The sequence below is a fragment of the Limnohabitans sp. genome (assembly GCF_040401135.1).
Lineage (GTDB): Bacteria > Pseudomonadota > Gammaproteobacteria > Burkholderiales > Burkholderiaceae_C > Limnohabitans.
On record NZ_JBBAOV010000017.1, the window covers coordinates 1 to 20,673 of the forward strand.

Annotated in this window: 23 protein-coding genes; 18 read left to right on the plus strand and 5 right to left on the minus strand. The window is 55.1% G+C overall.

Annotation, left to right across the window (positions count from 1 at the left end):
- A partial coding sequence (locus ABWP81_RS06360; RefSeq protein ID WP_353140372.1) for a glutathione S-transferase occupies positions 1–591 on the plus strand: 591 nt, incomplete at its 5' end.
- Here ABWP81_RS06360 and ABWP81_RS06365 read toward each other — a convergent pair.
- The gene (locus tag ABWP81_RS06365; protein WP_353140374.1) at positions 588–1,454 is read right to left on the minus strand and encodes an alpha/beta fold hydrolase; all 867 of its coding nucleotides are present in this window, start codon (positions 1,452–1,454) and stop codon (positions 588–590) included. The genes ABWP81_RS06360 and ABWP81_RS06365 overlap by 4 nt on opposite strands.
- 25 nt (positions 1,455–1,479) lie before the next feature.
- Here ABWP81_RS06365 and ABWP81_RS06370 point away from each other — a divergent pair, with 25 nt between their 5' ends.
- The 10 genes from ABWP81_RS06370 (at position 1,480) to ntrC (ending at position 11,786) form a co-directional block, all read left to right on the plus strand.
- Positions 1,480–2,223, plus strand: coding sequence for a pseudouridine synthase (locus tag ABWP81_RS06370; RefSeq protein WP_353140376.1), 744 nt, complete (start codon positions 1,480–1,482; stop codon positions 2,221–2,223).
- A gap of 143 nt (positions 2,224–2,366) precedes the next feature.
- Positions 2,367–3,329 carry a YncE family protein gene (locus tag ABWP81_RS06375; RefSeq protein WP_353140440.1) on the plus strand — a complete coding sequence of 321 codons (963 nt, stop codon included), beginning with the start codon at positions 2,367–2,369 and terminating at the stop codon, positions 3,327–3,329.
- A 2-nt stretch (positions 3,330–3,331) separates the two neighbouring features.
- Positions 3,332–4,144 (plus strand): polysaccharide deacetylase family protein, encoded by an 813-nt coding sequence (locus ABWP81_RS06380; protein WP_353140378.1) that lies wholly within the window; start codon positions 3,332–3,334, stop codon positions 4,142–4,144.
- Positions 4,132–5,112, plus strand: a complete 981-nt coding sequence (locus tag ABWP81_RS06385) for a sterol desaturase family protein (protein WP_353140380.1) — start codon at positions 4,132–4,134, stop codon at positions 5,110–5,112. The genes ABWP81_RS06380 and ABWP81_RS06385 overlap by 13 nt, the downstream gene beginning before the upstream one ends.
- A gap of 21 nt (positions 5,113–5,133) precedes the next feature.
- Positions 5,134–6,018, plus strand: a complete 885-nt coding sequence (locus ABWP81_RS06390) for an EI24 domain-containing protein (protein WP_353140382.1) — start codon at positions 5,134–5,136, stop codon at positions 6,016–6,018.
- A complete protein-coding gene (locus ABWP81_RS06395; RefSeq protein ID WP_353132118.1) occupies positions 5,981–6,838 on the plus strand; it encodes a competence/damage-inducible protein A in 858 nt (285 codons plus the stop codon). The genes ABWP81_RS06390 and ABWP81_RS06395 overlap by 38 nt, the downstream gene beginning before the upstream one ends.
- Before the next feature lie 224 nt (positions 6,839–7,062).
- Positions 7,063–8,478, plus strand: a complete 1,416-nt coding sequence (glnA, locus tag ABWP81_RS06400) for a type I glutamate--ammonia ligase (RefSeq protein WP_353132116.1) — start codon at positions 7,063–7,065, stop codon at positions 8,476–8,478.
- Between the two features lie 71 nt (positions 8,479–8,549).
- Entirely contained in the window at positions 8,550–9,119 is a 570-nt protein-coding gene (locus ABWP81_RS06405) for a hypothetical protein (RefSeq protein WP_353140384.1), read from the plus strand.
- A complete protein-coding gene (gene glnL, locus ABWP81_RS06410) occupies positions 9,116–10,189 on the plus strand; it encodes a nitrogen regulation protein NR(II) (protein WP_353140386.1) in 1,074 nt (357 codons plus the stop codon). Before ABWP81_RS06405 ends, glnL begins: the two co-directional genes overlap by 4 nt.
- Positions 10,190–10,229: 40 nt before the next feature.
- Positions 10,230–11,786, plus strand: a complete 1,557-nt coding sequence (gene ntrC, locus ABWP81_RS06415) for a nitrogen regulation protein NR(I) (protein ID WP_353140388.1) — start codon at positions 10,230–10,232, stop codon at positions 11,784–11,786.
- Positions 11,787–11,793: 7 nt separating this feature from the next.
- Here the strand turns inward: ntrC and xth are convergent, their stop codons facing one another.
- The 3 genes from xth to ABWP81_RS06430 are packed head-to-tail and all read right to left on the minus strand — an operon-like array spanning position 11,794 to position 13,910.
- Positions 11,794–12,558 carry an exodeoxyribonuclease III gene (xth, locus tag ABWP81_RS06420; RefSeq protein WP_353140390.1) on the minus strand — a complete coding sequence of 255 codons (765 nt, stop codon included), beginning with the start codon at positions 12,556–12,558 and terminating at the stop codon, positions 11,794–11,796.
- Between the two features lie 23 nt (positions 12,559–12,581).
- Positions 12,582–13,070, minus strand: a complete 489-nt coding sequence (locus ABWP81_RS06425; RefSeq protein WP_353140392.1) for a dihydrofolate reductase — start codon at positions 13,068–13,070, stop codon at positions 12,582–12,584.
- 3 nt (positions 13,071–13,073) lie between these two features.
- Complete coding sequence (locus ABWP81_RS06430; RefSeq protein ID WP_353132104.1) at positions 13,074–13,910, minus strand: thymidylate synthase; 837 nt, start codon at positions 13,908–13,910, stop codon at positions 13,074–13,076.
- Positions 13,911–14,156: 246 nt separating this feature from the next.
- Between ABWP81_RS06430 and ABWP81_RS06435 the strand changes: the two genes are divergently transcribed.
- From ABWP81_RS06435 to ABWP81_RS06445, 3 genes are read left to right on the plus strand one after another with little or no spacing between them, the layout of a single operon-like run.
- Positions 14,157–14,999: a hypothetical protein gene (locus ABWP81_RS06435; protein WP_353140394.1), complete on the plus strand. Its 843-nt coding sequence runs from the start codon at positions 14,157–14,159 to the stop codon at positions 14,997–14,999.
- Positions 15,000–15,013: 14 nt separating this feature from the next.
- Positions 15,014–15,388: a bactofilin family protein gene (locus ABWP81_RS06440; protein ID WP_353140396.1), complete on the plus strand. Its 375-nt coding sequence runs from the start codon at positions 15,014–15,016 to the stop codon at positions 15,386–15,388.
- Entirely contained in the window at positions 15,372–16,031 is a 660-nt protein-coding gene (locus ABWP81_RS06445; RefSeq protein WP_353140398.1) for a response regulator transcription factor, read from the plus strand. Before ABWP81_RS06440 ends, ABWP81_RS06445 begins: the two co-directional genes overlap by 17 nt.
- On the opposite strand, the gene ABWP81_RS06450 is transcribed toward ABWP81_RS06445, so the two are convergent.
- On the minus strand, positions 16,022–16,438 hold the full coding sequence (locus ABWP81_RS06450) for a DUF2069 domain-containing protein (protein WP_353140400.1): 417 nt from the start codon (positions 16,436–16,438) through the stop codon (positions 16,022–16,024). The two genes, ABWP81_RS06445 and ABWP81_RS06450, sit on opposite strands and share 10 nt — an antisense overlap.
- Before the next feature lie 22 nt (positions 16,439–16,460).
- Between ABWP81_RS06450 and ABWP81_RS06455 the strand changes: the two genes are divergently transcribed.
- The 4 genes from ABWP81_RS06455 to ABWP81_RS06470 all read left to right on the plus strand — a co-directional run bounded on the left by ABWP81_RS06455 (position 16,461) and on the right by ABWP81_RS06470 (position 20,668).
- Positions 16,461–17,681, plus strand: a complete 1,221-nt coding sequence (locus ABWP81_RS06455; RefSeq protein WP_353132094.1) for a YihY family inner membrane protein — start codon at positions 16,461–16,463, stop codon at positions 17,679–17,681.
- Positions 17,682–17,825: 144 nt separating this feature from the next.
- Positions 17,826–18,293, plus strand: a complete 468-nt coding sequence (locus tag ABWP81_RS06460; protein ID WP_353140402.1) for a CBS domain-containing protein — start codon at positions 17,826–17,828, stop codon at positions 18,291–18,293.
- 37 nt (positions 18,294–18,330) lie between these two features.
- Positions 18,331–19,443 (plus strand): chorismate synthase, encoded by a 1,113-nt coding sequence (gene aroC / locus ABWP81_RS06465; RefSeq protein ID WP_353140404.1) that lies wholly within the window; start codon positions 18,331–18,333, stop codon positions 19,441–19,443.
- Between the two features lie 22 nt (positions 19,444–19,465).
- Complete coding sequence (locus ABWP81_RS06470) at positions 19,466–20,668, plus strand: MFS transporter (RefSeq protein ID WP_353132089.1); 1,203 nt, start codon at positions 19,466–19,468, stop codon at positions 20,666–20,668.
- The last annotated feature ends 5 nt before the right edge of the window (positions 20,669–20,673 follow it).

Consider the following 20,673-nt stretch of genomic DNA (forward strand, 5'->3'; position numbering starts at 1 on the left):
TGCCCCTATGCCATGCGCGCTCGCTTGGCACTGCTTGCCAGCGGTGTTGTCTACGAGCACCGTGAGGTGGCGTTGAAAGCCAAGCCTGCAGAGATGTTGGCGGTGTCGCCCAAGGGCACGGTGCCCGTGTTGGTCTTGCCCTCAGGGGAGGTGTTGGACGAAAGCCTAGACATCATGCGGTGGGCTTTACAGCAAAACGACCCGCAGGCTTGGCTGCCAGATACGCCAAAAGCATGGGCATTGACCCATGACGGCATTGCCTCAAACGATGGCGAATTCAAGGCGCACTTGGACCGCTACAAATACCCGCAGCGTTTTGGCTTGAGCGATGGTGTGCAGCACCGCACACAAGCCTCCAGCGTCTTGTTGCAATGGCAAGCGCGTTTGCAAATACAGGGTTTTTTGTCGGGCTCTCAATGGGGTTTGCTAGATGCCTGCGTGGCGCCCTTTGTGCGACAGTTTGCGCGCACAGATCGCGCGTGGTTTGATGCCCAGCCTTGGCCTGAGTTGGCGCAGTGGCTAACTATTTTTGAAAACTCAGAGGCCTTTGCTGCGGTGATGTACAAGCACCCGTTGTGGGCGTCGCCTTAGCCTGCTGATTTCAAAAAATTCATCACCAGCGCCCATTGCTCAGGCACATTTAACGCAGGCGCATGGCCGCAGCCTGCGATCTCTTCAGTGCGCAACAAGCCCTTCGCGCCAGGCCCTCGTGAGCGCATGGCTTGGATGGTGTCGGTGGAAATCAAATCTGAATTTGCGCCACGCATTACCATCACAGGAATGTTCAGTGAGTCGTACTCGGTCCACATGGGGTACTCGGGCACTTCACGGAAAAACTGCTGCGTGATGTTGGGGTCGTAGTGCGGGGTCACGCGGCCATCGGGCAGGCGGCGGGTCGAGGTCTCGGTCAGATGTGTCCACTGCGAATCGGTTTGTTGGCCAAATGGCGCGTAGGCTGCACGAAAAAATGCTTCTAGCTCGGGCACGGTCTCAAACGCGGGCGGCTGGCCTGCATAAGCTTTGATGCGCTCAACAGCAGCCACAGAAATTTCAGGCGCGATGTCATTTAGCACCAAACTGCAAATGCGACCTTTGAAGGCGGGTAGTTCCAACGCTGCCGCACACACCAAACCCAAAGCACCGCCCATGGACGTGCCAATCCAGTGCGCTTGTTGAATGTGCAGCGCGTTCATCAAGTCAAGCGTGATGCGGGTGTAGGTGGCAAAGCTGTAGTCGTCTTTTGGGGCTCTGCTCCACTGGCTCAGGCCTCGGCCAATGGTGTCTGGGCAAATCACGCGGTAGTGGGGGGCGAGCTGTTCGGCCAGCGCATCAAAGTCGCGGCCCGTGCGTGCCAAGCCGTGCCATGCAATCACCACGGGCAACGAGGCATCGCCCAATGCGGTGTAGTGAATGTTGAAGCCGTGGCATTGCAAATAGTGTGAGCTGTGTTTCATGATGAGTTCAGTTTACGATTGACCTATGCAATTGCAAGATATTTTGTATTCCCAAGGTTTTGGCACGCGCCGTATTTGCGCGGGCCTCATTCAACAAGGCTATGTTCAGGTCGATTTTGGCGACGGCTTGGCCAACTGTGATGACGCGCTCGAAGACGTGGCTGTTCACGAAGGCCTTCATTACTCGGTGCAAGGTGTGCTGTGGCCTTACCACGCCAAAGCCTATGTGCTGCTGCACAAACCCGCAGGCTACGAGTGTTCGCACAAGCCCTCGGCGTGGCCCAGTTTGTACACCTTGCTGCCACCGCCTTTGCGCTATCGCCCGCAAAAAAGTGCGGTCCAAGGCGTGCAAGCGGTGGGGCGCTTGGACCAAGACACCACGGGCATGTTGGTGCTGACCGACGATGGTCCGCTGATTCACCGCATGAGTTCACCCCGCCACCACGTGCCCAAGGTGTACGAGGTCACAACGGACGATCCGCTTGACGACAAACAAGTGCAACGTTTGCTTGAGGGGGTGGTGCTGGATGATTCACCTAAGCCTGTCAAAGCGGCCGCGTGCGTGGCGGTGGCGGCGCACCATTTGCGTTTGACGCTGACCGAAGGCAAGTACCACCAAGTCAAACGCATGTTGGCAGCCGTTGGCAATAAGGTGGTGGGCTTGCACCGCTCGCAAATCGGTGCCATGCCGCTGCCTACCGATTTAGCACCTGGTCAGTGGCGATGGGTCAACGAAGATGAGCTGAAGCTGTTAGCTACTAACGATTAACTTTGCTTGGCGCGTGTGGCTTGTTTGCGCTGTATCAAAGAAATTTGATCCAATTGAAACCTTGATTTTGATGTGACAAGGCCTGGCTAGTTAAACTGGATGCAGATTTTTTTAAGGTATTTTTCGTGTCTTTGATTCAACGTTTGTCATTAGCTTTTGTTGGCTTGCTGTTCTTGGTCGCTCCGGCTGCGAATGCTGGCAACCCGATTTTTGTGCTCAATTCCTTGGACGCAAACGTCAGCGTTATTGATCCTGTCACTTGGCAGGAAACGCGCCGTATTCCCACGGGCAAAGAGCCGCATCACCTCTACCTCACGCCCGACGAAAAATCGGTCATTGTGGCCAACGCAGGCAGCGATTCACTCACGTTCATTGACCCGCGCACCGCCGAGGTGCAACGCGTGGTGCGCGGCACGATAGACCCTTACCAGCTTCGCTTCTCGCCTGACATGAAATGGTTTGTTACCGTAGCAAACCGTTTGAACCACATCGACATTTACCGCTGGGATGGCAAAGACTTGACGCTGGCCAAGCGCATTCCTTCCAGCAAAACGCCCAGCCATATTTGGATTGACACCAAAAGCACCACGGCTTATGCCACGATGCAAGATAGCAACGAGCTAGTGGCAGTGGACTTGGCCACACAAGCCATCAAGTGGCGCATCAAAACAGGCGAAATGCCAGCGGATGTGTTTGGCACACCCAACGACAAGTACCTGCTGGTGGGCCTAACCGGCGACAACCATGTGCAAGTGTTTGATGTGTCGGGCGCGCAACCCAAGCTCTTCAAAACCATTCCCACAGGCGCTGGCGCTCATGCGTTTCGCGCAGCGGGCGACGGTCGTCATGTGTTTGTCGGCAACCGTGTGGCCAACACAATTAATAAACTTGATTACGTCAACTTAGAGTCTGTCCAACAGTTTGCAGCACCGGGCGGCCCTGATTGCATGGAAGTCACGGCAGACGGCAAGCTGTTGTTGGTGTCCTCGCGTTGGATCAAAAAAATGAGCGTGATTGACACCACCACAGGTCAACTCGTGCGCCAAGTCAAAGTGGGTAAATCGCCGCACGGCATTTGGACCCTGGATCACGCCAAACGGTATTGAGCATGAGCCAACCGCAGCAGCGTCACTTGTTTTCGAAACGCCCATGCGTTTCGTGGCGAGTGTGGGCCGTGGTTGGTTGGGCTTGGTGCGGCGTTGCTGCGCATGCGGTGCCTTGCGGCAAACCGCTTTACCTCACCTTTGACACAGGCCACATGGGTGTGGCGCCCTTAATTGCCGAGGTGCTCAACCGTCAAAACGTGAAGGTCACTTTCTTTGCGGCCAACGAACCCACCAAAGAAGGCGACGGCTCATTGGGTGATCACTGGGCTCCTTGGTGGAAGGCCCGTGGCGCTGAAGGCCACGCCTTTGCATCCCACACCTTCGATCATGTGTATTGGCGCTCAGACCTGCCTCGCGGTAGCTGGCAGATGCGCCCCAGCGCAGGGCCCAACAAAGGCCAAACCGAGGTGTGGACCAGTCAACGCTATTGCGACCAATTGCAACTGGCCAGCACGCGCTTAGAGCAAATCACAGGCGTCAAGCCTTTGCCTCTGTTTCGAGCGCCAGGTGGCAAAACTTCGCCCTCGTTGTTGACGGCAGCTAAGCAATGCGGTTTCGCTCATGTGGGCTGGGCCGACGCGGGCTTTTTGGGCGACGAGTTGCCCAGCGATAAATTTCCCAACCTCATGCTGCAGCAACGCGCTTTGAGCAACATTCGTTCGGGCGATATTTTGATGGCGCACCTCGGCATTTGGTCTCGCCAAGACCCGTGGGCACCTGCCGTGTTGGAGCCCTTGATTGAAGGCCTCAAAGCCAAAGGGTTTTGTTTTGCCACACTCAAAGACCATCCACAATTTAAAACATGGATACGCTGATAGACATTTTTGCCAATACGCAAGCCGCTTTATATGAAGGCGTGATGCAACCCATCGCGTTTGCCTTGGGGATGGGCAACCGTTTGGAAGATGTGTTCAACGGCACAGGTTGGTTGTTGGTGGGGCTGATTCAAATCGCTGTGATGCTCGTGGTCATTGGGCCGCTGCAGCGTTGGCGGCCTGTTGAGGCGGTCACCGATACGCGAGCCATTCGTACGGATGTGATTTACACACTCATCCATCGTTTAGGGCTGTTTCGTGTGGCGCTTTTTTTGTGGGTCGATCCTCTGCTAGACACGCTCATGGGCGAGATGCGCGGGCAGGGCGTGGGCACCTTTCACTTAGAAAGTATTTGGCCAGGTGTGACGGATGGGCCTTGGGTGAGCTTGCTTATTTACTTGGTGGTGTTTGACTTTGTCAACTACTGGCTGCACCGCGCCCAACACCAATGGAACTGGTGGTGGGCCTTGCATGCGCTGCACCACTCGCAGCGTCAGATGACGCAGTGGACCGACAACCGCAACCACTTGCTCGACGACTTGTTGGGCGCTGTCATTTGGGTGTTGGTGGCGCAACTCATTGGCATTGCCCCCACGCAGTTTGTGGCGGTTGTGGCCATTACGCAGCTTTTTGAAAACTTCCAACACGCCAACTTACGCGTGAGCTTTGGTAAGTGGGGAGAACGAGTGTGGGTTAGCCCGCGGTTTCACCGACTGCATCACGCCATTGGCTTGGGGCATGAAACTGCTCAAGGAACAAAGATAGTTTTAGGTGGACACAACTTTGGTGTGCTGTTGCCTTGGTGGGACGTGATGTTCAAGACCGCCAACTTCGATGTGCGTTTTGAGCCCACCGGGATCCGTGATCAAGTGGAGCAGGGGGTTGATTACGGCAAAGGTTTTTGGTCGCAGCAGCGTATGGGTATCAAACGCCTCATCTATGCCTTGGGTTTTTCATCTGCGCGTTAAATAGCTGCGGTATGCTTTTGCATGCATTTGTTTTTAGATTCTTTTTGGCGTGCGCTGGCTTATTGTTTGATGCCCCGCGTGATGCTTCTCTCCCTGCTGCCTCTGGCTATGTTGCTGGTGCTGTCGGTGAGTTGGGGCTATTTCTACTGGTCGCCCACCCAAGACTGGTTGCGTGACATGCTGGCCTCTTGGCAAGTGCTGCAAGGCATGATGGATTGGCTGCAAGACAAAGGCGCTGCCGAGTTGCAAGCCGTCATGGTGCCGCTGGTGGTGATATTTGCTATCACGCCCATCTTGGTGGTCATCTCCTTGCTGGCGGTGTCTTTGATGATGACGCCCGCTTTGGTCGATCTCGTGGTGCAACGCCGTTTTGCACATTTGGCGCTCAAGCATGGGGGCACCACGCTGACTAGCTTGGTGTGGACCGTGGGTTCTACCGTCATTGCCATGGGTGCGATGGTCATCACTTTGCCGCTGTGGGCTGTCCCGCCTTTGATGTTTATCGTGCCCCCGCTCATTTGGGGGTGGCTGAGCTACCGCGTGATGGTGTTTGATGCCTTGGTTAACCACGCCAGCCGCGAAGAGCGCTTAGCCATTGGCCGTCAACACCGTGCTGCGTTGCTGACGATTGGTGTGCTCACTGGCTACATGGGTGCATTTCCCAGTCTCGTGTGGGCATCGGGTGCTGTGTTTGCAGCGGCGTTTTTGGTGCTGATTCCTCTGGCGATTTGGATTTATGCCTTGGTGTTTGCCTTTACCTCGCTGTGGTTCGCGCATTACAGCTTGGGTGCACTCGAAGCCCTGCGGGCGGAGTCGGACACTGTGGTGATGGGCGCCTTGGTGCCGTTGCCCGAGTTAGCATCTGGAGATGACTCAAGCAGACCACCCCCACCTCCCATTGCCTAAAACCAGACCAGAATTTGGCCTCATCATCGTGGGTGATGAAATTCTTTCGGGCAAGCGTGCCGACAAGCACATGCCCAAACTCATTGAGCTCTTAAACGCCCGTGGCTTATCCCTCGACTGGGCTGACTACGTGGGTGATTCGCCCGAGCGGATCACGCGAACGCTGGCGCGTGCGTTTCAAAGCAATAGCATTGTTTTTTCATGTGGCGGCATTGGTGCTACGCCCGATGACCACACGCGCCAATGTGCAGGCAAGGCTTTGGGGGAGGCCATCGTTTTGCACCCACAAGCCGAAGCCTTGATTCGCGAACGCATGCAAGACACCGCCAAAGAGCAGGGCGTGCCTTACGAGCCACAGCACGCTGACAACATCCACCGCCTCAACATGGGCGTTTTTCCTGTGGGCGCGAGCATCATTCCCAATCCCTACAACAAGATTCCTGGCTTCACGTCATTAGGCGTTGGCGGCGGTGCCGTGCACTTTGTGCCGGGCTTTCCAGTCATGGCTTGGCCCATGATGGAATGGGTGCTCGACACGCACTACACACAACTGTTTCAGCACGAGGCATGGATTGAAAAATCGGTCGTGGTGTATGGCTCGATGGAAGCCACACTCACGCCCCTCATGGAGACGCTGGAGCGCGATTTTGAAGGCGTCAAGGTCTTCAGTCTGCCTAGCGTGGACCATCCGGTTCATGGCCGACACATTGAGTTGGGCGTCAAAGGTGCGCCAGATTTGGTGGCACTGGCCTATCCTGTGATGCTCGCAGGCCTCCAACCGTTTGGTGTGAAGCTGGGCCCTGAATTGGTGCGAAAATGACAACGATCCATATTGGTGCATTTTTGCACCAAGGTGGTGCGAAGTGTTTTCTGTATTTGCGCTCGAGAATGCGCTTTTGCGGCTAATTTGTGTCAATCTAGGTGCAAAATATGCGACTTGACGGTGGGGCAGGTTTTGTCTGTTGCGGGCCTATGCTGGCACAGAAACTGCATTCTCTTACCTCGAAACACTTTTTTATCCAACAACCCTAGTAGGAGAACTTGATGGCCAAGACCGTCGCAGACGTAATCAAAATGGTGAAAGAAAACGAAGTCAAATTTATTGATTTCCGTTTCACCGACACCCGTGGCAAGTGGCAGCACATCACTGCGCCCGTGTCGCAGTTTGACGAGAGCAAGTTCGAAGAAGGTCAAGCGTTTGACGGTTCCTCAATTGCTGGCTGGAAAGGCATTGAAGCCTCCGACATGTTGTTGATGCCCGATCCCAATAGCGCCATCATTGACCCCTTCTTTGAAGAAATCACTTTGGTGTTGATTTGCGACGTGATCGAGCCCACTGATGGCAAAGCTTACGAGCGTGACCCCCGTTCCATCGCCAAACGTGCTGAGTCATTCCTCAAGCAATCTGGCATTGGCGACACCGCTTACTTTGGTCCAGAGCCCGAGTTTTTCTTGTTTGACGAAGTGCGTTGGAGCACCGAACCCAACAACTCGTTCTACGCCATCAACGAATACGAAGGCCCATGGAATAGCGGCGAAAAAATTGAAGGCGGCAACCGCGGCCACCGCCCCCGTCTTAAAGGCGGTTACTTCCCCGTGCCTCCCGTGGACAGCACGCACGACATGCGCAGCGAAATGTGCTTGTTGCTCGAGTCCGTGGGCATCCCTGTTGAAGTGCACCACCACGAAGTGGCGGGCGCTGGTCAATGCGAAATCGGTACCAAGTTCTCCACTTTGGTCGAACGTGCTGACTGGACACTGCTGCAAAAGTACGTGATCCACAACGTGGCCAACGCTTACGGCAAAACTGCCACTTTCATGCCCAAGCCCTACGCTGGCGACAACGGTTCTGGCATGCACGTTCACCAGTCCATCTGGAAAGACGGCAAGAACTTGTTCGCAGGCACTGGCTACGCTGGACTGTCTGAATTAGCGCTTTACTACATCGGCGGCATCATCAAGCACGCCCGTGCTTTGAACGCCATCACCAACCCAGGCACCAACAGCTACAAGCGTTTGGTTCCTCACTTTGAAGCCCCAGTGAAATTGGCTTACTCTGCCAAGAATCGCTCAGCTTCAATCCGCATTCCTAACGTGGCCAGCGACAAAGGTCGTCGCGTGGAGGCTCGTTTCCCTGATCCATTGTGCAATCCTTATCTCGGCTTTGCAGCTTTGTTGATGGCTGGTTTGGACGGTATCGAAAACAAGATACACCCCGGCGAAGCCGCGACCAAAGACTTGTATCACCTCCCTCCAGAGGAAGACAAGTTGGTGCCAACCGTGTGCTCAAGCTTGGACCAAGCTTTGGACGCCTTGAACGCCGATCGCGCCTTCTTGACCAAAGGCGGGGTGTTCACAGACTCTTGGATCGATGCTTACATCGAATTGAAGATGCAAGAAGTGACCCGCAGTCGCGTGGAAGTGTCTCCTGTCGAATACGACATGTACTACTCGCTGTAATTCTTTGCAACGTCAAGTGCAATCAGAGGACGGCGCAAGCCGTCCTTTTTTGTTTCAACTTTTATGAAGTGATGACTTCTTTGTTACGCCACTGTTGTTCGTTTGATCGCGTTGTGCGTGATGCGCTTTTGCTGGGTGTGTTTTGGGTCGTGCTTTTGACCCTATGCTTAACCACATGGCCTGCAAATGCTGCGTCTGAACCGCAGCGCATTTACCGTTGCGGCCATACGTATACCAACCAACCCGACCCTGCTGTCAACTGCAAGCCCTTGGCGAGTGGCAGCGTGACGGTGATTGAGGGCGCGCGCGTGCAAGGGCCTCAGGCTGTGCCGCCAACGGTCAATGCCAATGGTGGTTCAGCCAAAGTCGACAGCAGCGAGCAACGCCAGCGTGATGCGCAAGCGCAAACCGTGCTGCAAGCTGAATTGCAAAAGGCGCAGCGCCAATACGCAGAGTTACTGCGCGAATGGCACAACGGCGAGCCCGAGCGGCGTGCCGATGAGCATCGCCAACCCCAAAAATACCAAGACCGCGTGGCGCAATTGCGCAGTGCTTTGCAACGCACAGAGGCTGATGTGGCAGGGCTGCAGCGCGAGTTGTCGCGCTTAGGCCTCCCAGCCTCCAGCGGAGCCAAACCATGACAAGTTCTAGCTCAGCCCAACCTAGCTACGCGCAAGCCTTTGACTTACTTGCCACCTTGGTGGCGGTGGTACGCACCGATGGCGTTGTGGTGTTTGCCAATGCGGCCCTTGAAGATGTGATGGGCGTGTCGCGCCGCACCATTCAAGGGTCCCCACTGGCCAGCTATTTCGCAGAGACAAAGGCATTTGACAATGCATTGCAAGGCGCACAGACCAACGCCTTTGCCACCCTGCGCTATGACGCGCTTTTGCGCCGCCCACTGCAAGACGCCATGCCTGTGCACGTCATTGTGGCGCCCACCGATGTGAAGGGTGAGGTGCTGGTGGAGTTGCTGCCCCTCGAGCAACAAACCCGCCAAGACCGTGAAGAACGCTTGATGGATCAAGCCCAAGCTAACAAAGAGCTGATTCGCAACTTGGCCCACGAAATCAAAAACCCTTTGGGAGGGATTCGTGGTGCGGCGCAGTTGCTACAGATGGAGGTCGAGAGCAAAGACCTCATTGAGTACACCCAAGTCATCATTCACGAAGCTGACCGCTTGCAGCTGTTGGTCGACCGTTTGCTGGCGCCACACCGTCGCCCGCATGTGGTGGGTGATGTGAATATCCACGAGGTGTGTGAACGGGTGCGTAGTCTGATCTTGGCCGAGTTTCCCAAGGGCTTGCGAGTGGTGCGTGACTATGACACGTCGATCCCCGAGTTTCGTGGCGACCGCGAGCAGCTCATTCAAACGGTCCTTAACATCGTGCACAACGCAGCCCAGGCGCTGGCGGACCGCGTGATCGAAGGAGACGCTGAGATTATTTTACGTAGCCGCATCAGCCGCCAAGTAACTTTTGGCAAACAACGCTATCGGTTGGCATTGGAATTGCATGTGATAGACAACGGGCCCGGCATTCCGGAAGAAATCAAGGACAGGTTGTTTTTTCCCCTGGTTTCTGGACGAGATGGCGGTTCAGGTTTGGGGCTGAATTTGGCACAAACGTTTGTGCAACAGCACCATGGCTTGATTGAGTGCGACAGTGTGGCGGGACGCACGGATTTTAAAATCCTCATCCCATTGCCTTGACAACTCGCGTGGCCCTTAACTTAGAACAGAAAGTGCCGAGATGAAATCGATTTGGATTGTGGACGACGACCAGTCAATTCGCTTCGTGCTTGAAAAAGCGCTGTTGCGCGAGAACTTGCCCACGCGCAGCTTCACCAGCCCACGCGAAGTGCTGCAGGCGCTCGATTCAGTGACCGAGGATGACGGACCGCAAATCTTGGTCAGCGACATTCGCATGCCTGGCGGCTCGGGGCTAGATTTGCTCACCCAGGTGAAAGAGCGTTTGCCCGCATTGCCCGTCATCATCATGACGGCCTTTTCTGATTTGGACAGCGCGGTGTCAGCCTTTCAAGGCGGCGCGTTTGAATACCTACCCAAGCCCTTTGACTTGCCAAAAGCGGTGGAGCTGATTCGCCGCGCTTTGGAAGAAAGCCAACGTGAACAACTGCAAACCGAAAAGCAAGACGCCACGCCAGAAATGTTGGGTCAAGCGCCGGCCATGCAAGACGTGTTTCGCGCCATTGGCCGTTTGAGCCAAAGCAATGTGACGGTAATGATCACGGGCGAAAGCGGCTCTGGCAAAGAGCTGGTGGCGCGCGCTCTGCACAAACACTCGCCACGTGGCGATGCGGGTAACAAAGGCCCGTTTGTGGCCATCAATACCGCCGCGATTCCCAAAGATTTGCTAGAGAGTGAACTCTTCGGCCACGAACGTGGCGCCTTCACAGGCGCACAAACCACGCGCCGCGGCCGCTTTGAGCAGGCCGAGGGCGGCACGCTGTTTCTTGATGAAATTGGAGACATGCCTTTTGATTTGCAAACTCGTTTGCTGCGTGTGTTGAGCGATGGCACTTACTACCGTGTGGGCGGCCACAGCCCCATCAAAGCCAATGTGCGCGTGATTGCGGCAACGCACCAAGACCTAGAGAAACGCGTCAAAGACGGCGTGTTCCGTGAGGACTTATTTCACCGCTTGAACGTGATTCGTTTGCGCTTACCCGCTTTGCGCGAGCGCCGCGAAGACATCCCCACCTTAACGCGCCACTTTTTGCAGCAGAGTGCACAACAATTGGGCGTGGAATCCAAACGTATCTCGGATGGCGCACAAACGGTGCTCGACCAGTTTGCATTTCCGGGCAACGTACGTCAGCTCGAAAACATTTGCCATTGGCTCACCGTGATGGCGCCTTCGCAAGTGATTGAGCCCAAAGACTTGCCACCCGAGGTCATGCTGTCGGGTGAGGCGTTGTCTGCACTGAGCCACACAGGGCAGGACACTTCAGGGATTGGTGCGGCTGTTGCGCAAGACGTGCGTCTCGCTTTGCCTGATGCGGCTGTTGCAGCCACAGTTGTGTCTGCTTCGGCTGAAAGCGTTTCTCCTGCGGTGCTCAACCTGCCGGGGGCTGATTGGGAGCAAGGTCTTGAAGCTGAGGCCATGAGCTTGCTTGTCGCTGGGCGCACCGATGTGTGGGATGTGTTGGTCAACCGCTTTGAAGCGCGTTTGATTCAAACGGCATTGGTCAACACGCGAGGACGCCGCATTGAGGCTGCGCAAAAATTAGGCATTGGTCGCAACACCATTACCCGAAAAATTCAAGAGTTGGGCTTGGACGATTGATGGCGGATTAAGCCAGTGTCACCACCACGGGGACGTGGTCGCTAGGACGCTCGTTTTTGCGCGGCGCTTTGTCAATCATGCAGGCTTGCACGGCTGGTTTGAGTGCATCGCTAACCAAGATGTGGTCAATGCGCAGACCACGGTTGCGGCGGAATGCAAACTCGCGATAGTCCCACCAGCTGTAGCTTTTCTCGGCTTGTTCAAACAAGCGGAAGGCATCGTGAGTGCCTAGTTCTATTAAGGCCTGGAAGTGGTTACGCTCTTGCGCGGTGCAGTGGATGGTGTCTCTCAAGTTCACAGGGTCCCACACATCGCGGTCGTCCACGGTGATGTTGAAGTCACCCATCAACACCAGTTTGGGGTGAATTTTGAGTTCTTCGCGCAGCCAGTTTTGCAAGGCTTCTAGCCAACGCATTTTGTAAACAAACTTGTCGCTGTCGGGCGCTTGGCCATTGGGGAAATATGCGCCAACCACACGCACGCCATCGACCGTGCCTGCAATCACACGGGCCATGTCGTCTTCAAAGCCAGGGATGTTTTTCACCACATCGGTGGCTTCGCTGCGCGAGAGCAAGGCTACGCCGTTGTAGGTTTTCTGACCGAAGAAGGCCACCTTGTAGCCTGCGGCTTCGATGGTTTCTTGCGGAAACTTGTCGTCGGTGCATTTGGTTTCTTGCAGCACCAAGGCGTCGATTGGATTGGCCTCCAGCCAGTCCAGCACTTGCGGTAAGCGCACGGTGAGTGAGTTGACGTTCCAGGTGGCAAGTTGCATGTATGAGTTGGGTGTGTGTTGAATTAAGGTGTGCGAGTCAGGGTGACGAGGCTGAAGCGCAAGCCGTTGGCCGCAGTGTGTGATGTGCGTTCGGTTTCTTGCCAGCTGCCATCAAAAGTGGGTGCGAAGGCATCACCTTCAAAGTCGGCATCAATTTCTGTGACGACAGCCCGCGTTGCCAGCGGCATGGCTTGCGCATACACCTCCGCACCGCCAATCACCCAAACCTGCGCGTTGGCAGGACAAAGCTGCAGTGCATCTTTGATGGCGTGCGCCACGACAGCACCTTCAGCTAGCCAATTGGTTTGGCGCGTCATTACGATGTTGGTGCGCCCAGGCAGGGGACGAAATTTAGGAGGCAACGATTCCCAAGTCTTGCGACCCATCAAAACGGGTTGCCCGAGAGTGGTTTGCTTGAAGTGCGCCAAATCCTCGGGCAAGTGCCAAGGCAGCGTGTTGTCTTTTCCAATGACGCCATTGCGCGAACGCGCAAAAATCAAATTCAAAGCCATGGTTTAGATGGCAACCGGCGCTTTGATGGCACCGTGACACTGGTATTCCAGCACCTCGAAGTCTTCAAACTGGTAGTCAAAGATGGAGGCGGGCTTGCGTTTGATATTTAGCGTGGGATAGGCAAACGGTTCACGGCTGAGTTGTAGAGCCACTTGTTCGTGGTGGTTGCTGTAAATGTGACAGTCACCGCCCGTCCAGATGAAGTCGCCCACATCCAAGTCGCACTGCTGCGCCACCATGTGGGTCAGCAGGGCGTAGCTGGCAATGTTGAAGGGCACACCCAAAAAGATGTCGGCACTGCGTTGGTACAACTGGCAGCTCAGCTTGGCTTTTTCGCCAGGGTTTTGTGCAGGCGCCACATAGAACTGGAAGAACGCGTGGCAAGGCATCAGCGCCATCTTGTCAAGCTCGGCCACGTTCCAGGCGCTCACGATGATGCGGCGGCTATCGGGGTTGCTTTTGAGGGTGTCAATGACTTGTTGTATTTGGTCAATGTGTCCGCCATTTGGGGTGGGCCAGCTGCGCCACTGCACGCCGTAAACGGGGCCAAGGTCGCCGTCTTCGCGGGCCCATTCATCCCAAATCGACACGTTACGTTCTTTGAGCCAGTTGTTGTTGCTGGAGCCGGTCAAGAACCACAGCAGCTCTTGAATGATGGAGCGCAGGTGAACCTTCTTGGTGGTGACCAGCGGAAACCCATCGTTCAAATCGAAGCGCATTTGATGGCCAAACACGCTTTGGGTGCCCGTGCCGGTGCGGTCTGTTTTAGCAACACCGTGACTGGCGACGTGTTGCATGAAGTCTTCGTATTGGCGGCGAATGGGGCGCATAAGGGTCATTGAAAAAAAACTCTTGCCAGTTTAAGCGGTGTGGTGCAGATGCTAAGTAATAATAAAGTTTTCTACGCTATGTGGCGTATTGACTACGACGGGTCCTAAGACGATAGTCGTGACTTAAATTTTTAGCAAATTGTGACGAAAATTTCAAAGATGTCATCCAGCGAACAAACAAACACTGAATTTAAGACTAGCGTTTACGAGTCGTGTGATCCAGCCTACTTGCGAAAATTGCGTGAATCCGCAGGCATGGATCTGACCATTTTGGCGCGGACGGCTTGTTTGTCTGCGTCTCAGGTGCGTGCGCTTGAGACGGACCACAGCGACCACTTGTTTTATTCAGAGGCTATCAAGCGTCAAGCCTACAAACGTTTGCTGATGATTTTGGGTGCAGAGCCGCCCACGGTGGAAGTGCCAGAAGAATTACGCGATGCAGGCAAAGTCGCGGATGCACATCTCAGCACCCTTGATCAAATCGTGGCCATGAGCCAGCTACCTGCACTCAACCGTTCGACATTAGACTGGGCGCGTTCAGGTTTGGCAAAGTTAAATAAGCACAAGCAATTCATGGGTGCTTTGCTATTACTGCTGGTTGCGGTTGGATTGTTTGCCTTGCAAGGCCTTCAGCCTCTTGGCGATTTTGTCGCGGCTGCTTCTGCGGGTTCTGATGCTGTTCAAGCGCCGCCTAAGCCGACGCTTGCGGTGGCTGCCACTCCAGCCACAGCACCTGTCGAGCCAGCCCCCGCTCCGGCGTCTGAACCTGTTACCACTGTGGCGGCCAGCAAAGTGGTGGGCTGTGCGCATGTCACCGATGCCTTGCCACAGTTGACACCTTTTACCGCGCAAAAAGAAGGTCGCTATGTTTACGTGGTGAGTTCTAGCAATGTTGAAATTTGCGTGGTGGATGGCAACAAGCAAGCCACGGTTGTGCAACTTAAGGCTGGCGAAAACCGCAGCGTGTATGGCGTCTCACCTTGGCAAGTCTCTAGCCCTCAATTGTCAAAACTTCAAATCTACTTTCAGGGCTGGCGCGTCGCTGTGCCTGAAGCAGCCACTCGTGTGAGTTTGGTTGAAGTGCCGGTCTCGCGTTAAGGCCTATGTTTAAGATGTTGAAATTTGGGCAGTCTGATCAAGACGTCTTGAATGAAAAAACCATCATCGGTCAATCGGCCGTAGTGGTGGGCAACATCGTGTCGCAAAACTTGGTGCAGCTCAAGGGTCATGTGGTGGGAAATATCGATGTCAACGGGAGCCCTAATGCCCAGCTATCTGTGTTTTCACAGGCGCATGTGGACGGCGATATCAATGCCCAACAAGCTGTGGTTAATGGGGTGGTAAATGGCAACATTGAATCGACAGGCCGCGTCGAGCTGCACTCGGGAGCCGATGTGAAAGGCAATATTTCATACACCACCATGGCCATTGAGCACGGTGCCAAGCTTTACGGAATGATGAGCAGCAACAATGCCAAATCAAACTGAGAATTCAAGCCCTCTGGGTCATGTCATCGTGATTGATGACGACGCCTCTGTTCGCCGCAGTTTGTCAACAATACTTGAACGGATAGGTTACAGCGTGAGCTTGTACGACTGTGCCGATGCGTTTTTACAAAACCCATTGGTCCCTTCCCCTGCCGTGATTTTGCTGGACATGCGCATGCCAGGTACTACGGGTATTGGCTTGCAGTCGCAGCTAAAAACATTGGCCCACAGCGTGCCAGTGATTTTTGTGAGTGGCGACAGCCGGCCCGAAGAAATCATTACCGCCATGAAGCAGGGTGCGGTTGACTTCTTACTTAAACCCTTCTCGGCACAAGCCCTGATGGATGTCATTGAGCGGGCCATGTGCATGTCGCATGAAGCCGTACAAACCAACAATAAAAACATGTTGGTGTCTGAACGCCTGAAGCTACTGACGCGTCGCGAAATGGAGATTTGTCACTGGATGGTGCGTGGTTACTCCAACCAACAAATTGCCATTATTGATGGAGGTGCATCTGCCACCATCAAGCTGCATCGTGCCCGCGTGATGGTCAAAATGGCTGCTGATACCTTGCCTCAGCTGATTGAAATGCTCATTGGCTTGGACATTCCAGGGCCTATTCGCCAAACGGCTCAAGCCTGAGGTGCGTCGGTAAACCCTTGTTCTTTGGCGTGCTTCAAACGTAAACGCACGTGCAAGGCGCAAGCCGCAAACAAGACGACGCATAGCAAGACCTCTACTAGCGCAAGATAATTGCTGGGTGGTGCGTCACCCCAAGCGCGCACCACACCTTCGGTGAAATACAACCAAATCAACAGGCTCAACCAGCGGTAGGTGTACATGCGGTTTTTCAGCAGACCCGTGAGCGGAAAACAAAGCGGCAACACCTTGAGTGCCAGTAGCGTGCCTCCCGGACGTAAGGGGGCCAACCAAAGCTCCCAAGCCAAGCCCAACACGATGAGGCCCATCAGACTGCTTACGGCAATCAAGCGTGTGAACGTCACGTGGCGGAGCGAATATTCTTGAGTGATCATGGTGGTGTCGGGCATAGAAAGTGGGATGATTCAGGTCATGATTGTCCCGCAACTCCAAGAATTGATTGACCGCCTCGCGCGATTCCCTTGGCGCAACACCGCCCGCACTTTACGTCAACGTTTTCGCGATGACCGCTTGGGTCAAGCCGCAGGTAGCTTGACCTTCACCACCACCATTGCTTTGGTGCCTTTGGTGGCAGTTGCATTGGCTGTGCTGACTGCATTCCCCATGTTTGCTGATTTTCAAACCGTACTTCAAAAGCGCCTGGTTGAAAGCTTGGTGCCCGACAACATTTCGCGTCAAGTGTTAGGTTACTTGACCCTGTTTGCCAGCAAGGCCAGCCGCTTGGGTGTTGCAGGCGTGGCAGTTTTGTTGGTGTCTGCACTGGCTTTGGTGTTCACGATTGACCGCACGCTCAACGCGATTTGGCGCGTGCGCAAGCGTCGTCCCTTTGCACACAGCATGTTGCTGTATTGGACCGCCATTACCTTAGGGCCTTTGTTGATGGGGGCTAGCTTGGTGATGATGTCGCAGTTCATGGCGGTGTCGCGCGGCGCCGTGCCTAACTTGGTAGGCGATTTGCGTGGGCTATTTAGCGTGGTGGAATTCTTTTTGTTAGCTTGGGCGGTCAGTGCCCTTTACCGTTTCGTGCCCTATACCCAAGTGCGTTGGGGTCATGCGTTGGTGGGTGGCGTGTGGGTGGCAGCGGCGACCGAGGTGGCTCGCAAAGTTTTGGTTTATTACTTTGGACAAATGCCTACGTACTCGGTGGTTTATGGGGCGTTTGCAACGGTGCCAATTTTGCTGGTGTGGATTTATTTAGCTTGGACCATCGTGCTGATTGGGGCCGTGTTGGTGGCCAACTTGCCTAGTTTGCTAGCAGGTATTTCACGCGATGGCCGCAGCGTGGGCTGGCGTTTTCAGTTGGCGTTGGAAGTGTTGCAGCGATTGCAACTGGCGCGCACCACTGACGCGCACGGGGCTAGTCTGAGTACTTTGTGCGAAGACTTGGCGCTTGACCCTTTGCAGCTCGAAGAAGTGTTAGCCACGTTGGTGGAGCTCGATTGGATTGCACGTTTAAGCGAGTCAGTCGACGCAAGACAAACCCATGTGCAAGAAGCGCGCTATGTCATGCTGGCTGACCCGCACCGCACGCCCTTGGCCCCCCTGATGGCGCGTTTGTTGTTGGTACCTAGTAGCGAGGCTGAAGGGCTGTGGATGAAGTGGCAAGATTTGCGCTTGCGCGATGTGCTCTAAGTATCGTCAAGTCAAGCACCTGTATGTAGCTAGCGCATAAAACCGAGGTCGTTCTAGCCTTGCATGGCCTAGTCGGGTGCTTTGTCAGAATTCCGTGTGTATTTGTGGGCTATATTGCAATTCATTATTGGAGGAGATAAAACTATGAAAGTCAGCGATATCCTGCGACTCAAAGGCCAAAGCGGTGGCACTTTGTTCACTATTGATCCCATGGAGCCTTTGGTTTTGGCGGTCAACATCATGGCTGAAAAAGACATGGGCTCACTCTTGGTGATGGAACATGGCAACTTGGTGGGGCTGTTGACCTTTCGTGAGGTAATTCAAGCGCTCAGCCGTAACCATGGCGCTTTAGGTGACGTGACGGTGCGCGCAGCCATGGACGCACAGCCGCTCACCTGCACGCCCGATACCTTGATTGACGATGTGCGTCGCATGATGTTGGGTAGCCATAGCCGCTACATGCCTGTGTTGAATGGGCGAGAGCTCCAGGGCGTGATCAGCTTCTACGACGTGGCCAAGTCGGTGGTGGACAGCCAAAACTTTGAGAATCAAATGCTCAAGGCCTACATCAAAGACTGGCCCAGTGGTTCTCCAGAACCAGACGCCAAGTGATCTGAGGCACCTCGTGGTGGTGGGATAATCTCACCCCATGAGCGGCAATACCTTTGGAACCCTTTTCACAGTCACCAACTTTGGTGAATCCCACGGCCCAGCCATTGGCTGCGTGATTGACGGCTGCCCCCCGGGCATGGCCTTGTGTGAGGCCGACATTCAGCATGACTTGGACCGCCGTCGCCCCGGCACCAGCCGTCATGTGACGCAGCGCAACGAGCCTGATCAAGTTCAAATCTTGTCTGGTGTCTACGAGGGCAAAACCACAGGCACTCCCATCGCGCTGCTGATTCAAAACACCGACCAGCGCAGCAAAGACTACAGCAACCTCTTGCAAACTTTCCGCCCGGGTCATGCGGACTACACCTACTTCCAAAAGTTCGGCATACGTGACCCACGCGGTGGCGGTCGTTCTTCAGCGCGTTTAACCGCGCCCACCGTGGCTGCTGGTTCGGTGGCCAAGAAGTGGCTCAAAGAAAAATACGGCACCACATTCTCCGGTTGTATGTCGCAGTTGGGTGAAATGACCATTCCCTTCGAGAGTTGGGACCATGTGAGCCACAACCCGTTTTACGCTCCGTGTGCCGACGTGCAAGCGTTTGAAAACTACATGGACAGCCTACGCAAAGCGGGCGACTCATGCGGCGCACGTATTCGCGTGGTGGCCAGTGGCATGCCTGTGGGTTTGGGTCAACCCATTTACGACCGATTAGATGCCAACATCGCTTACGCGATGATGGGCATCAACGCTGTGAAAGGTGTGGAGATTGGTGCTGGCTTTGCCAGCGTCGCGCAGCGCGGCACCACGCATGGCGACTCTCTTACCCCACAAGGTTTCGTGACCAACAACTCCGGCGGTGTGTTGGGCGGCATCAGCACAGGCCAAGACCTAGAGGTGAGCATTGCCATCAAGCCCACCAGTTCTATCCTGAGCCCGCGTAACTCGATCGACCAAAACAGCCAACCTACCGAAGTGGTGACCAAGGGCCGTCATGACCCGTGTGTCGGTATCCGCGCCACGCCGATTGCTGAAGCCTTGTTGGCTTTGGTGGTGATGGACCATGCTTTGTTGCACCGTGCCCAATGCGGCGATGTGCAGGTGGCCATGCCCGCCATTCCTGGCCACATCTCTGGCCTAGCTGGCGCGTGATGGTCTTGCAAATAGGTCTGGTTTGACATCTCCCACTTCACAAGCGCGTTCGAGTAACGCGCTTTCTCGTTTTCAGCTCTTCCCCTTTGCGGCGCTGTCTGCCAGCTACTTTGCGCACATCGGTTTTTTCAACCCCTACTTGCCGCTGTGGCTCAAAGAGCTGGGCTTCTCGATCACCATCATCGGCTTGCTCACGGCGGTGCAAGCCGCTACGCGTGTGCTAGCACCCTATGGCTGGGGCTGGCTCAGTGACCACACCGGCGAACGTGTGAAGCTGCTGCGCTTTTGTGCGGGTTCTGCATTGGTGTGCTCGGCGGGTTTGTTGGTGGAGGGAGGCGTGCTGTGGATTGGGGTGGTGTTGCTGCTAATGTTCATCCACACCAGCGCCATGATGCCCATGAGCGAAGCGGCCTTGGCGCACTTGGTTAGCACCGACCAAGGCTTTGACTCCCGCCGTTATGGCCGTGTGCGTTTGTGGGGCTCACTCGGTTTTCTAGTCATGGTGTTCGTGGCGGGTGCTTGGTTTGAGGTGCAGGGCATGCAGAGCTTTCCCATTTGGGCGGTGTGCTCGTTGCTGGCGTTGAACCTGAGCGTGTGGTGTTTGCCTAACCGCAAAGAAGCGGTCCATCAGGACGAAGCACGGCCCCCCGTCATGCCTGTATTGCGTCACCGCAGGGTGCAATGGTTTTTTGCTTCGGTGTTTTTTCATGTGCTCTCGCACATTGGGATTTATGTGTTTTTCTCGCTCTACCTCGACGCTTTGGGCTACAGCAAAACCATGATTGGCGTGTTGTGGGCCGTGTCGGTGGCGGCCGAAATCGTTTGGTTCTTCACGCAAAGCCGATGGTTGCCAGCCTTCAGTTTGTCGACGTGGATGTTCATTTGCTCGGTAGCCATGGTGCTGCGCATGGTGCTGACCACTTGGGCGGCTGACTTGTTGTGGGCCTTGCTCTTTGCGCAGATCCTGCACGCATTGACCTTTGCCACGCATCACACCGCGTGCATCGCTTTGTTGTCGCATCATTTCCCGGGTCGGTTGCGGGGGAGAGGGCAGGCGCTGTATGCCTCAATTGGCTATGGCGTGACGGGTGTATTAGGGGCTTTGTGCGGCGCCGCTTTGAGCGATGTGTATGGCTTGTCGTCGGTGTATGCGTGCTCGATTGCCACGGCCCTGTTGGCCTGCGTGTGTGCTTGGCAATGCAAGCGGCAACACGCTCAGCACTGAAGCAC

What these genes read in the sequence shown, in the direction of transcription:
- ABWP81_RS06365 (WP_353140374.1), bottom strand. Translation starts at nt 1,454, where the DNA reads ATGAAACACAGCTCACACTATTTGCAATGCCACGGCTTCAACATTCAC.
- ABWP81_RS06370 (WP_353140376.1), top strand. Translation starts at nt 1,480, where the DNA reads ATGCAATTGCAAGATATTTTGTATTCCCAAGGTTTTGGCACGCGCCGT.
- ABWP81_RS06380 (WP_353140378.1), top strand. Translation starts at nt 3,332, where the DNA reads ATGAGCCAACCGCAGCAGCGTCACTTGTTTTCGAAACGCCCATGCGTT.
- ABWP81_RS06385 (WP_353140380.1), top strand. Translation starts at nt 4,132, where the DNA reads ATGGATACGCTGATAGACATTTTTGCCAATACGCAAGCCGCTTTATAT.
- ABWP81_RS06390 (WP_353140382.1), top strand. Translation starts at nt 5,134, where the DNA reads ATGCATTTGTTTTTAGATTCTTTTTGGCGTGCGCTGGCTTATTGTTTG.
- ABWP81_RS06395 (WP_353132118.1), top strand. Translation starts at nt 5,981, where the DNA reads ATGACTCAAGCAGACCACCCCCACCTCCCATTGCCTAAAACCAGACCA.
- glnA (WP_353132116.1), top strand. Translation starts at nt 7,063, where the DNA reads ATGGCCAAGACCGTCGCAGACGTAATCAAAATGGTGAAAGAAAACGAA.
- ABWP81_RS06405 (WP_353140384.1), top strand. Translation starts at nt 8,550, where the DNA reads ATGACTTCTTTGTTACGCCACTGTTGTTCGTTTGATCGCGTTGTGCGT.
- glnL (WP_353140386.1), top strand. Translation starts at nt 9,116, where the DNA reads ATGACAAGTTCTAGCTCAGCCCAACCTAGCTACGCGCAAGCCTTTGAC.
- ntrC (WP_353140388.1), top strand. Translation starts at nt 10,230, where the DNA reads ATGAAATCGATTTGGATTGTGGACGACGACCAGTCAATTCGCTTCGTG.
- xth (WP_353140390.1), bottom strand. Translation starts at nt 12,558, where the DNA reads ATGCAACTTGCCACCTGGAACGTCAACTCACTCACCGTGCGCTTACCG.
- ABWP81_RS06425 (WP_353140392.1), bottom strand. Translation starts at nt 13,070, where the DNA reads ATGGCTTTGAATTTGATTTTTGCGCGTTCGCGCAATGGCGTCATTGGA.
- ABWP81_RS06430 (WP_353132104.1), bottom strand. Translation starts at nt 13,910, where the DNA reads ATGACCCTTATGCGCCCCATTCGCCGCCAATACGAAGACTTCATGCAA.
- ABWP81_RS06435 (WP_353140394.1), top strand. Translation starts at nt 14,157, where the DNA reads ATGGATCTGACCATTTTGGCGCGGACGGCTTGTTTGTCTGCGTCTCAG.
- ABWP81_RS06440 (WP_353140396.1), top strand. Translation starts at nt 15,014, where the DNA reads ATGTTGAAATTTGGGCAGTCTGATCAAGACGTCTTGAATGAAAAAACC.
- ABWP81_RS06445 (WP_353140398.1), top strand. Translation starts at nt 15,372, where the DNA reads ATGCCAAATCAAACTGAGAATTCAAGCCCTCTGGGTCATGTCATCGTG.
- ABWP81_RS06450 (WP_353140400.1), bottom strand. Translation starts at nt 16,438, where the DNA reads ATGCCCGACACCACCATGATCACTCAAGAATATTCGCTCCGCCACGTG.
- ABWP81_RS06455 (WP_353132094.1), top strand. Translation starts at nt 16,461, where the DNA reads ATGATTGTCCCGCAACTCCAAGAATTGATTGACCGCCTCGCGCGATTC.
- ABWP81_RS06460 (WP_353140402.1), top strand. Translation starts at nt 17,826, where the DNA reads ATGAAAGTCAGCGATATCCTGCGACTCAAAGGCCAAAGCGGTGGCACT.
- aroC (WP_353140404.1), top strand. Translation starts at nt 18,331, where the DNA reads ATGAGCGGCAATACCTTTGGAACCCTTTTCACAGTCACCAACTTTGGT.